8 protein-coding genes and 2 pseudogenes are annotated in these 12,117 nt (G+C 53.5%); 4 read left to right on the top strand and 6 right to left on the bottom strand.

What is annotated here, in order from left to right; genetic code table 11:
* Nucleotides 1–15: 15 nt before the first annotated feature.
* Complete coding sequence (locus ACOAPY_RS07170; protein ID WP_465155887.1) at nucleotides 16–978, bottom strand: NAD(P)H-quinone oxidoreductase; 963 nt, start codon at nucleotides 976–978, stop codon at nucleotides 16–18.
* A 155-nt stretch (nucleotides 979–1,133) separates the two neighbouring features.
* Between ACOAPY_RS07170 and ACOAPY_RS07165 the strand changes: the two genes are divergently transcribed.
* Nucleotides 1,134–3,212 (top strand): carboxy terminal-processing peptidase, encoded by a 2,079-nt coding sequence (locus ACOAPY_RS07165; RefSeq protein ID WP_465155886.1) that lies wholly within the window; start codon nucleotides 1,134–1,136, stop codon nucleotides 3,210–3,212.
* An 86-nt stretch (nucleotides 3,213–3,298) separates the two neighbouring features.
* Nucleotides 3,299–4,723, top strand: a pseudogene (locus ACOAPY_RS07160) (EAL domain-containing protein); the annotation flags it as partial.
* A gap of 126 nt (nucleotides 4,724–4,849) precedes the next feature.
* On the opposite strand, the gene ACOAPY_RS07155 reads toward ACOAPY_RS07160, so the two are convergent.
* Nucleotides 4,850–6,472: a hypothetical protein gene (locus ACOAPY_RS07155; protein WP_465155885.1), complete on the bottom strand. Its 1,623-nt coding sequence runs from the start codon at nucleotides 6,470–6,472 to the stop codon at nucleotides 4,850–4,852.
* A gap of 66 nt (nucleotides 6,473–6,538) precedes the next feature.
* Between ACOAPY_RS07155 and ACOAPY_RS07150 the strand changes: the two genes are divergently transcribed.
* Nucleotides 6,539–7,807 (top strand): site-specific DNA-methyltransferase, encoded by a 1,269-nt coding sequence (locus ACOAPY_RS07150; RefSeq protein WP_465155883.1) that lies wholly within the window; start codon nucleotides 6,539–6,541, stop codon nucleotides 7,805–7,807.
* A 132-nt stretch (nucleotides 7,808–7,939) separates the two neighbouring features.
* Here ACOAPY_RS07150 and ACOAPY_RS07145 read toward each other — a convergent pair whose 3' ends face one another.
* The gene (locus tag ACOAPY_RS07145; RefSeq protein ID WP_465155882.1) at nucleotides 7,940–10,099 is read right to left on the bottom strand and encodes a hypothetical protein; all 2,160 of its coding nucleotides are present in this window, start codon (nucleotides 10,097–10,099) and stop codon (nucleotides 7,940–7,942) included.
* Nucleotides 10,100–10,405: 306 nt separating this feature from the next.
* Between ACOAPY_RS07145 and ACOAPY_RS07140 the strand changes: the two are divergent.
* Nucleotides 10,406–10,894: pseudogene (locus ACOAPY_RS07140) on the top strand (diguanylate cyclase domain-containing protein); the annotation flags it as partial.
* On the opposite strand, the gene ACOAPY_RS07135 reads toward ACOAPY_RS07140, so the two are convergent.
* From ACOAPY_RS07135 to ACOAPY_RS07125, 3 genes are read right to left on the bottom strand one after another with little or no spacing between them, the layout of a single operon-like run.
* A complete protein-coding gene (locus ACOAPY_RS07135; RefSeq protein ID WP_465155880.1) occupies nucleotides 10,878–11,357 on the bottom strand; it encodes a sel1 repeat family protein in 480 nt (159 codons plus the stop codon). The pseudogene ACOAPY_RS07140 and the gene ACOAPY_RS07135 overlap by 17 nt on opposite strands.
* Entirely contained in the window at nucleotides 11,357–11,722 is a 366-nt protein-coding gene (locus ACOAPY_RS07130; RefSeq protein ID WP_076584353.1) for a hypothetical protein, read from the bottom strand. Before ACOAPY_RS07130 ends, ACOAPY_RS07135 begins: the two co-directional genes overlap by 1 nt.
* Nucleotides 11,719–12,036: a helix-turn-helix domain-containing protein gene (locus ACOAPY_RS07125; RefSeq protein WP_465155879.1), complete on the bottom strand. Its 318-nt coding sequence runs from the start codon at nucleotides 12,034–12,036 to the stop codon at nucleotides 11,719–11,721. The genes ACOAPY_RS07130 and ACOAPY_RS07125 overlap by 4 nt, the downstream gene beginning before the upstream one ends.
* Between the last annotated feature and the right edge of the window lie 81 nt (nucleotides 12,037–12,117).

The following is a 12,117-nucleotide window of genomic DNA, read 5'->3' as shown; positions in this document are numbered from 1 at the left end:
AGCGCGCGAGCCGGCTCAGGTCAGGCTCGCGTCGAGCTGCAGCACCAGCTTGCCGGCCACCTGGTTGCTGGCCAGCGCGGCGAAGGCGGCATCCACGTCCTTGGCCGGGTAGACACGCTCCAGCTGCGGCTTGAGACGCCCTTCGGCGAACAGCGGCCAGACATGGCGCTGCAGGTCGGCCAACAGCTCGGCCTTGAACTGCTCATCGCGGTTGCGCAGAGTCGAGCCGGTCAGCTGGATGCGCTTGCCGAGCAGCAGGGCCATGTCCAACGGCGCCTTGCTGCCGCCCATCAAGCCGATGCAGACCCAGCGGCCGTCGCGGGCCAGCAGCTGCAGGTTGAGCTCGGCATAACTGGCCCCCACCGGGTCAAGGATCATGTCGAAAGGCCCGAAGTCGCGCAGGCTTTCCAGTCCCTCGCCACGAATCGCACCGCCCTGGGCGCCAAGGCCCTCGCAATAGGCCAGGCGCTCGGCCGAGCCGACGCTGACCCAGCAGGGATTGCCGAAGGCCTTGCACAGCTGGATCGCCGCCGAGCCGACGCCGCTGGCGCCAGCGTGCAGCAATACCTTCTCACCGGGCTTGAGTGCGGCCAGCTGGAACAGGTTGAGCCAGGCCGTGGCGTATACCTCCGGCAGAGCGGCTGCTTCGGCCAGGCTCATGCCTTCCGGCACCGGCAAGGCGTGGCGGGCATCGACCACCACTTCCTCGGCCATGCCACCACCCGCCAGCAGGGCACAGACCCGGTCACCGGCCTTCCAGACGCTGCCGGCACCGGCCTCTACCACCACCCCCGAGCACTCCAGGCCGAGAACATCGCTGGCACCTGGCGGTGGCGGGTAATGCCCGGCCCGCTGCAGCAGGTCGGCGCGGTTGAGGCCGGCGGCGGCCACGCGAATGCGGACCTGCCCCACATCGCAGGCAGGAACCGCCCGCTGCACCCACTCCAGCTGCCCCTCGATGCCTTGCAATGCCTTCATGCTGCCTCCATAGTGAGTAAAGACCCCGGCAATAGACAGCATGCGGCTTTGCGCCTACCGTCGGGTTTTTGCATTCTGCCGCCCGGCTCCCACGGAACCGGCGCCCTATCAGACGGCCTAATATGCGTTATCACCTGCCTTCGCGTCGAACCACCATGCAGAGATTCCTCCCCGCTACCGCCCTGGCCCTGCTTCTCGGCCTGCACTCCCTGCCCGCTGCCGCCAAGGCCGCCGCGGAGAACTGGGCCTACCTGCAGCCTGACCGCGAACAGGTGATCGCCAGCCTCAATGTGGTCGAGCTGCTGAAGCGTCACCACTACAACAAGCCCCCGCTGGATGACGCCCGCTCGGCGAAGATCTACGAGGGCTACCTGAAGATGCTCGACCCGGCACGCAGCTACTTCACCGCCGCCGATATCGCCCAGTTCGACCGCTGGCAGAGCAAGTTCGACGACCTGCTCAAGAGCGGCGATCTGGAACCTGGTTTCCGCATCTACCGCACCTACCTGCAGCGTGCCGAGGAACGCCTTGATCACGTCGATGCGTTATTGGCCGAGGGTGTCGACAAGATCGACTTCAGCCTCGACGAAAGCCTGCTGGTCGACCGCGAGAAAGCTCCGTGGGCCAAGGATCAGGCCGAACTGGACGATCTCTGGCGCAAGCGCGTGAAAGACGAGGTGCTGCGCCTGAAGCTGGCCGGCAAAGACAGCAAGGACATCCAGGAGCTGCTGCAGAAACGCTACAAGAACCAGCGCAAGCGTCTCGAGCAGACCCGCGGCGAGGACGTGTTCCAGGCCTATATCAACGCCTTCGCGCAGACCTACGACCCACACACCAACTACCTCTCCCCGGACAACGCGGAGAACTTCGACATCAACATGAGCCTGTCGCTGGAAGGCATCGGCGCCGTGCTGCAGAGCGACAACGAGTACGTCAAGGTGGTGCGCCTGGTGCCCGCCGGCCCGGCCGAAAAGAGCAAGCTGCTCGCACCCGCCGACAAGATCGTTGGCGTAGCCCAGGGCGACAAGGAAATGGTCGACGTGATCGGCTGGCGCCTGGACGAAGTGGTCAAGCTAATCCGCGGGCCCAAGGGTTCCAAGGTGCGCCTGGAAGTGATCCCGGCCGCCAACGCGCCGAGCGATCAGACCAGCAAAGTGGTCACCATCGTCCGCGAAGCGGTCAAGCTGGAAGAACAGGCGGCGCAGAAGTCGGTGCTCAAGCTGCAGCACGAGGGACGCGACTACAAACTCGGCGTGATCAAGGTTCCGGCCTTCTATCTGGACTTCAAGGCCTACCGCGCCCAGGATCCCAACTACAAGAGCACCACCCGTGACGTGAAGCGCCTGCTGGGTGAACTGAAACAGGAGAAAGTCGACGGCGTGGTCATCGACCTGCGCGACAATGGCGGCGGCTCCCTACAGGAAGCCACCGAACTGACCGGCCTGTTCATCGACCAGGGGCCGACGGTACTGGTGCGCAACAGCGACGGCCGCGTCGACGTACTGGCCGACGAGGAGCCTGGCGTGTTCTACGACGGCCCGCTGGCCGTGCTGGTTGATCGCCTCTCGGCGTCTGCCTCGGAGATCTTCGCCGGCGCCATGCAGGACTACCATCGCGCGCTGATCCTTGGCGGCCAGACCTTCGGCAAGGGCACGGTGCAGACCATCCAGCCGCTCAACCATGGCGAGCTGAAGCTGACCCTGGCCAAGTTCTACCGTGTCTCCGGGCAGAGCACGCAACACCAGGGCGTGCTGCCGGACATCGCCTACCCGGACATCGTCGACACCAAGGAAATCGGTGAGAGCGCCCTGCCCGAGGCCATGCCCTGGGACAGCATCAAGCCGGCCGTGCGCCCGGACAGCAACCCCTACAAACCGTTCCTGGCAGAACTCAAGGCTCGTCACGAATCGCGCACCTCCGGCAATCCGGACTTCGTCTTCACCCGCGAACGCCTGGCGCTGGCTCAGGAGCTGATGGCCGAGACCAGCGTCAGCCTCAACGAGGACAAACGTCGCGCCCAGCATGCGGATATCGAGAAGCGTCAACTGAGCCTGGAAAACGCCAAGCGCCTGGCCAAGGGCGAGGAGCTGCTCAAGGAAATCAAGGAAGAGGACGAGGACGCCGCCCCGGTGGAACCGGAGAAGACCAAGCCGGAAGACGACGCCTACCTCACCGAAAGCGGGCACATCCTGCTCGACTACCTCGGCCTGGAAGCGACCGTCGCCAAGCACTGACGTAATCAAACAGTCATCGAACTGTCGTGAAATAGAGGGGCCGGTAGCGATACCGGCCCTTTTTCATTCCGCAGAACGAGACGCCCATGACCGTCACCGAGCAGTTGAGCGCGCTGGAATCCATCCTCGCTCACGGCGACCTTCACAGCCTGTTCCAGCCCATCGTCAGCCTCTCCGAACGGCGCATCCTCGGCTACGAGGCGCTAACCCGCGGCCCTTCCAACAGCCCGCTGCACGCGCCGCTGGCATTGTTCAGCGTGGCCCGCAATGTCGGCCGCCTGAGCGAACTGGAGTTGCTGGCACGCAAGAGCGCCTGCCGCCACTTCCGCGGTCAGCAATTGAGCGGCAAGCTGTTTCTCAACGTCTCGCCGGAGTCGCTGCTCGAATCCAGCCACCAGCCAGGACGCACACTCAAGTTGCTGCAGGACGTTGGCATCCCACCGGACCAGGTGGTGATCGAACTCACCGAACAGGCACCGATCGAAGACTTCGGCCTGCTCGACACCGCCCTGCACCACTACCGCGCCATGGGCTTCTCCATCGCCCTGGATGACCTGGGCGCCGGCTACTCCAGCCTGCGCCTGTGGTCCGAACTGCGCCCGGACTACGTGAAGATCGACCGCCACTTCATCGATGGCATCCACCAAGACGCGGTGAAGCGCGAGTTTGTCGGTTCGATCCTGAAGATGGCCAAGGCCTCGCGCGCCCAGGTGATCGCCGAAGGCATCGAGCTGGCGGAAGAACTGGCGACCCTGATCGAGATGGGCGTCGACCTGGTTCAGGGCTATCTGCTATGTCGCCCCCAGGAGCAGCCACCGCGTGACGCGCAGAAGCTGCTACCGCGCCTGGACAACCTGGCTCCGGCACTCGGCGAGGACAGCGGCGACCTCTCTGCGCTGCTCGCCGAACAGCCGGCGGTGCCCCAGGACACCCCCATCGCCATGGTGCTGGAAGCCTTTCGCGCCCAGGCCAATCTCAACTCCCTGGCAGTGCTGGATGACAGGCAACAGCCGGTCGGCATCGTCCATCGCCATTCGCTGTCCGACGCCCTGCTCAAACCCTTCGCCACCGATCTGTTCGCGCGCAAGCCGATCAGCCGGCTGATGAGCAACGACTTTCTCGCCGTGGACATCGGCCATTCGCTGCAGCAGGTCAGTCGCCTGCTCACCAGCCGCGCGCGGCAACGCATGGAGGAAGACTTCATCATCACTCGTCAGGGCCGCTACTGCGGGCTTGGCCGGGTGATCGACGTGCTCAAGCTGATCACCGAGCTGAAAATCCAGCAGGCCCGCCACGCCAACCCGCTCACCCTGCTGCCAGGCAACGTACCGATCCAGCAATGCCTCGCCCGCCTGCTGCAGCAAGGCCGCGAGTCGGTGGTGTGCTACGTGGATATCGACAGCTTCAAGCCGTTCAACGAGTTGAACGGCACTATTCGAGAAAATGATGAGCAGCTTGGTAGGCTCATTGCCATGATTGTTTCTACGATTGAAGAAAATTATGAAATGGTCCCAAGACAGCAGACGTCAGTTAAAAACTTCCGAAATGCGGAATAGAAAAGAAATCCCGCAAAACAATAAAACATTATATAAAACCAAAAAATCCGGAAATCTCTACAAGCTGAAATTCCTCAAATTTCACCTTCTAGAGATAACTCCCTGATCAAGAAGCCACTCAATATCTTTTTCATACTCAACAATATCAACAACCAGCGACAAAGCTTTTTCTAATACAAGCCTACTTAGGTCAGAACCTAGAATCCCATAATTAGCACCAAAACCTGGAATAAGCAGGAATCTACCCGACTTACGCTCCGACTCAATTACACTTCGCCCACAGCAAGCTGCCACATCAAGAATAAACAGTCTTCGAGCAATATCTAAGCGATCCGGATTTATCGCATATCCTGAATCATCTAGACTGATATACCCCAAGCCTAGAGATACATTTTCGGCACGCTCAATTTCCTCTTCAGGGTATCCTTCGGACAAAAGTTTTGAAATTACATTCTGGCGAGTAGCAGGAGAGCTTGTAAAAATTGCATGCTCAAACTCTACCGGAGTCAGAAATTCAATAACCTGAAGTTCTCGACGAAGCCTAACAAGGATTGACTTAACCTGAATAAATGAATGCGTATCATCAAAGGTAAGCATGTGCTCAAGATCACCTCTCAGTGAAGCATAGTAACCAGCCCCATCAAGATACTCGATAAACCGTGCAGCGGGATAATCCTCTAAGGTAAGACGCCTAGAACTAGCTGTCTGATCCACTACTTTATGGGAGACACTACCACTATCCCCCGCATAGAATTGCGACTGTATAAATAGCTTGGGCTTTGGCTCCCAACCCTCTACATTGTATGGCAATATAAAATCATAAGCCCTTGTCTTTTTTCTGCGCCTTCCACTCTCAACAACTTCAATTTCTCCAAAATTAACATCAGACTCATTAAAATCTATACCCGAACGCAGCCCTATTACAGTCAACTTCTCTCTAAGAATAGACTCTGTAATGTGCCCACCAGACGCAGAAACACTCCCACGAATCTTATATATCGTGCTCGAATTTAACAGATATTTACCAAAGTCAACCTTGGCGGACATCCGTGAAAGTTCCAAATAAGAACGACAGATTGCCCACAACTGAAGAAGGTCCTCCTCATCTTGCAGAATCAGACCTATATACTCACGAAGATAAATAGACAGATACTGATCTAGTGAAAATACTGGCTCAGTGCTAATCAGCGCTCGATACTTTGGCAACCCGCCGACAAAACAACTAGCAAGCACCCTAGCTACAAATTCTGCCTTTGTAGCCTCAGGCAACTCCTTGAGGGAAAAAACTATACCTTTTTTTGAGATACTTCTCTTCGGCACAAAAGAAGAAACCTCATTCTGATTTAGCTTAATTAAGAAGTGATTTTTCAAATTATTATCAGTAGCGCCCGTAGCCATGAATAACAAATTAAAAAAAGCCGAATAGAAGGACGCAACACGAGATTCATCATCCGCAAACGAATCCCCACCAACAAATGCTTCACTTGAACCAATAACAGCATTAGCAATCGACTCTATAGACCAGCCCCCCTCATTCATAGGATCACTTATATGTGAAGACAAGTGGCGAATACAATTACAAATAGAGTCGATTTCTGAAGAAAATTTATCGCTATCCTTTATACGCTCCAACTGCGGAGTTAGCCATTGATCAAACTCCTTCATCTGATCAGATACTGTAAGCCTTTCCTCGGGAATTCTCATAACTCATTCCTAGTGCAAGAGATGTCAAAAGACTCTATAATGCCGCAGTTATCGCCGGAGCATCCAATGATTCCACCATTCGTGAGCAAAATCAATAAAGTGCTTATAAATATAGGCTGTGCAAATATTAAGCAGCAGGATCTATTTCAACCTCAACCAGTGAAAGTTGATCTCACCGAGCTGAACCAGAAAGACTGCCTTTTATTTGCCGGCGATAACCTTAACTACCTAACAGCATTAGCTTCCAGCCACAAGCCAATTATTGATTTCATCTATATAGACCCGCCCTACAATACTGGAAGCACATTTCTATACAATGATTCTAGAAAATCTCCTTCCAACGGAGTTTTTGGGCGACACACATCATGGATGGAGTTTATGACTCCACGACTGGTGATGGCTCATGAAATCCTTAAAGACGATGGAGTTATCGCTGTAAGCATAGATGACTATGAACATGCGTATCTTAAAGTCTTGCTTGATATGATCTTTGGCGAAGAAAATTTCATAGGGAATATTTCAGTTTGCAGATCAAAGAATGGCAAAGGAAGTAGAAAGAACATCGCAATCAACCACGAATACTTGCTTGTATACGGAAAAAGTAAATCCGCTGTCTTACCCGGAACACCTGATGACTACGGCAACTATGACAAGCAGGACGAACATGGTCTATATCGTATAGACGGCCTGTTCCGGAAAAAGGGAGAAGCCAGTAGCCGAGATGACCGTCCCAATATGTTCTACCCACTATACTACGATACAAATGGCCAAGTGTATCTAGAGTACAGTACAGGTCTCAAATCAGCCTACCCTATAGACTCGAAAGGCATTGAACGCAGATGGCTCTGGGGTAGAGATACGGCAAAAGAAAACTCATGGAAGTTGTACGCAAGCCCCAAAGGAACTATTTACGTTAAAAACTACTCTTCTATTGGGAAGCGGAAGAAAATTCGCAGCATGTGGCAAGAAAACTCTCTTCACTACACCGACAAAGCCACAACTGAAATAAAGAAAATTTTTGGTGATAAGGCTTTCGACACACCAAAACCAATTGCATACATCAAAGATATAATTCATCAGATGACATCAAAAAATGCCTTAATCTTAGACTTTTTTGCTGGCTCTGGAACTACCGCACATGCGGCTCAGGAGCTTAATCAGCAAGATGAAGGAACACGGAAAACGATTCTAATAGAGTCGGACGACCTAATTCCGGAATGGCATGTAGCGTCAAAACTGGGTTTTAACAGACTTTATGAAATCACGGAGCACAGGCTTAACTACATAAAAAAAATCAGCCCCAACTACTCATACATAACAAAGATCAGCATCTAACTCACACCCAGCACAAGCAGCCACCCCATCGCTTTCTTTACACAATCAAATAACTAGAGGCATCTTGATAGCTGAGTGCAAATTCATCGACCCTACTTATTTACACCCAGCCGAATAGTACAAAAGCCAAACTCACGGAAGCTGTTTGACATCCAAATACAAAGCCTTCAGATGCGCTATTCCTAAATCCAGTATAGGCTCATACATAAATGAGTTTAGATGGATATTCTCTGGAGTCATTAGATTAACCTGTTCAAGCACCAGCACATCCCCGACTTCACCAAGCCCCAATCTCTTATATTCCTGAAGAAGCTTTATTGTCTGGTTTTCGGTGATAGAACCTACAAACTCAGTATTATTTATAGCTTTGATCATATGGCGCTCCGCAATCAACCTAATTGCAATCGAGAGAACAATTTTCCCTTCAAGCTCCACAATCTCTTCCTGCGAATTAAAAACAGACTCCGCCTCTTCGCTTATCAAGTTAATTACAAGCCTATCCGGAGGATTCAAAGCCAAATCTTGCTTATCAGAAAGAATCTTCCTATATATAACACAAAGGTCATTTAGCGTAATAGCATCGGTATCCCCCTTGACATGCAAGAGAGACGTTAATTTAGTAAACTCTTCATTCAAACCGCAGTATTCAGCCAAATTTCTAACAAAAGGAATTGCCGAAATACAGAATGCAGGTTTAGTTAAATTATCCCTCCAGTGATTGAATGGATTCTTCTGATACTTCTCCTTAACCAACCTAAGCTTTCTCCCTGTTTTTGCTGCATGCAACTTGCACTCTCGCTTCAACCCGAGCCTGCCACTTATACTTCTATAGAAGTCGAAGTTATGAGAAAGAAACAGGCAAAAGAATTTACCAGAGCCAGATATATCCTTCAAATACTCAATAATCGCATACTTATTCTTATAGTCGAACGAGTCCGCAATATCATCAATCACCAGAACAGTAACCACCCCCTGCCTCATTCTTGTTTCAATTTCAAATAACACATTCAATATATATAGCGCCCTTCTCTCTCCTTGACTAAGCACCTTTAATAAAGAATCCCTAGAAACTTCCCCCTCCACCCCATCAACATCAGAGAACGCGAACGAAATTGATGGCTGCGAGCCTTTCAGAATCACATCTTCTTGATTTGATACGCTCATTTTAAAAGGAACTGTAAATCGCTTATTAAACAACTCAACAACAGCTTCCCATTTCGTTCTTTCATTTCTCGCCTGTTCAATAGCCTCCTCAATAATAACTTTGTTTTCTCTATAGGCGCCCAATACCTGACTATAGAGTTCTTTCTGATCCACTATATAGGAAATCCATAGTTCCTTTTGAAACTGCTTAAAGTCCTTGAGAAAAGGAAGGATGTGTTGATTCTCAAAAAGATAGTCCCTAAACCGTCTCAGCTCAGCATTTTGAATTTTTTTATCTATTGCATCGAATTTCGCAGCAAGATCCTTGTTAGTCAGAATCTTGCTCCTTTCCTCTTCAATTTTCTCAGCAAGCTCATCAGCAGTAGAAATCTCTTTCATCCCATCTTTAGTCTTGAGATTAACCGTATGCTTTGCTTCAAAAAAACCATTATCCCTAAGCTGCTTATTTACCGTAGATGCACTGTAGTGATTAAACTGCTTACTGAGAACATCAGAATTTGAAACCAATTCATTGAATTTCTGTATGTATTCTTCTAGCTGATCCTTTATAGAACCAGACTCCAAAAACATAACTGTTTTATCATTAAAAACCTCCGTATAGATCACACTAGAGAGCTGCGATGGACTACATTCCTTTACCACCCCTTCCAATGACTCTAGCAATTCATTAAGCGACTTCATCCCAAAGCACTTCAACATCTCAGCCTCAGGACTTGCTGCCCGACCTGTCAAGCCAGACAACTGTTTAAGCTTCATAAACAGAGCCGACTGCTTATCAGAGATCTCCTTAATGGCGTGGTCATATCTCTTTTTGACCACACTATTAACTAGAAGCAGAGATGTCTTCTCCGATGAAAAATCTGGATTGTACGGCTCAACAACAAACACTGAATCAGGAGCAATATCGTTACCTAAGTCGTCCTTAATAACTCTAACCGACTCTCTCTCTGGAAATATTAAATCTTTCGTACCCCTACCTTTTGCAAGGTCGTCAAAACACTTAGAGAACGACGTTTTCATAAAACCATTTGGTGCATATATGGCATAGCTCTTAGTCACATCGAAATCAAACTCATGCACCAACTCACTAATTCCATAACAATTCTTTAGCTCTACAGAAAGTTTCATTTCCACTCCTTAAAAATATAGATCCATGAGCAAATAGCGCTCCCTAGAACAATAAACCACACACCCATTTATCGGCTTTCACAGCCCACACTTAATGAGCCTGCACAATCTCAATAATTAATCAGACATCCATTTTATTAAAAATTCTGATAGCTACTTTCTAAAAAAATACCTCATAAGGTTATTTTTTTACTACAGTTTTTTCGACTGACATACTCGTGCACGCTGCTAACTGACTTGTCGGCAGACATCAAGTAAAGATGATGGGCTCAATAGGACTTCGGATCTAGCAGAGCAAAGCCTCTTTGCTTATCCGTTCAGGTCCGCTGGCATATCCCTACAGCAGTTTTCTTCCTCGCAATGATCGACCTGTACGGCTATGCCCGTGGCGACGAGGTGCTGTTGTGCCTGGCGCAATGCCTGAATGAACGGATTGATCCCGCCCGCGATTTCGTCGGCCATATCGGCGGCGACGACTTTCTCCTGGTGCTGGGGCCGGATGCCTGGCGCGAGCGGCTCAATCAGCTGCAGGAAGACTTCCAGGCCCAGTGCCGGCGCTTCTACTGCGAGGAACACCTGCAGGCTGGCTGCTTCGTCAGCCACAACCGCCAAGGCAGGCGCGAGGAGTTTGCCCTGCTGTCGCTATCGATCGGCGTCGTGCAGCTACGCCCGCAGAGCTGCGCCCAGCTGGACGCCGCGCAACTGGCCGGCCTGGCCTCGGAGGCCAAACGCCAGGCCAAGGCCGTGCCCGGCTACAGCCTGCACATCCTGGATACGCTCAGCCTTTCGGCCTGAGCCCCAGCTGTTCGGCGCGTTGGGCAAAACGCTCGGCCTGCCCGGCATCGGCAACCAGGCCGGGACCGCCGTCGCGATACAACTGGCTCAGGCGCTGGGCGGCCAGCGGATGGCCAGCATCGGCCGCCAGCGCCCACCAGCGTGCCGCCTTGGCGGCATCCGCGGCCTGACGGCTGTCGCCTGTCAGCACCTGCACGCCCACCTGGTAGGCGGCCTTGCCGTCACCGCCCTGGGCAGCCAGGCGCAACAGGCGCAAGCCCTCTTCGCGCGCCCCGAAGCCCTGGCCTCGGAACAGCAGGATATGACCGTAGAAGCTCTGTGCCGGCACATGCCCTAGCGCAGCCATGCGCGCGTACTGCCCCTGCATCCAGGCCCAGGCGCGCGGCTGTCGTAACAACCAGCGCCAGTGAAACAGACGGCGTGCCAGCCAGTAGCCCAGTCGCGCTCGTGCAGGCCAGAACATCAGGCCTCCTCGGGGTAACTGAACTCGAACACCCGCGCCACCTCGGCGGCATGCCAGGAAGCCGCGGCGATGCCGTCGGATGGGCCGGAGAAGCGCCCAAGCCGCGCCACACACTCAAAGAAACCGGTACGCGGCAGGCGGCTGGCGCCCTGGCTGATCACCAGCGCGCTGCGCAGTGGCCGCTCGGCACGCGCATCGAGGGCCGCCAGGTGCTCCAGGGCGGCGGTCAGCGTCTGCATGGCCGGCGTCGGCAGCTGCAGGCGTTCGACCAGGGCACGGTAGGTCAGCAGATGACGCTGGCGACGGGCATCCTCCAGCTCACCCAGCAGCGCCTGCCAGTGTTGCCGGTGGATACGCACGCTCAAGAGGACTGCTCCCAGTCGCTCACACCCAGCACGCGCCCCAGCGAACGCAGGATGGCCCCCTCCGGTACACGCTCGCCGGACTCGAACAGGCTCAGGTAGTGCGGGCTGATACCCACCGCGCGGGCCAGATCGGCCTGGGACAGTCCCTTGGCCTCGCGCAGACTGACCAACTGGTCTAACGGGGTAACGCCCATTGGGACCGGTGCGGCGGCGGCCTGTACCTGGCCGGCGGCGCTCAACAGGGCCTGGTACTCAGCCCAGGGCAACACGGCGTATTCGGGCTGCCCATCGCGCCTGATCACTTGCACACTCATTACAGCTCTCCGTGGAAAACAATGCCGAAACACTCGGCACTTCCCTTGCTGGCGCTTATCCGCCCATGGGCAGAGCGTGAC

This window comes from Pseudomonas stagnisoli, assembly GCF_048595745.1.
In the GTDB taxonomy this organism is placed as follows: domain Bacteria; phylum Pseudomonadota; class Gammaproteobacteria; order Pseudomonadales; family Pseudomonadaceae; genus Aquipseudomonas; species Aquipseudomonas alcaligenes_A.
Note: the sequence above shows the minus strand (reverse complement) of the source record. Positions and strands in the feature narration are given on the sequence as shown.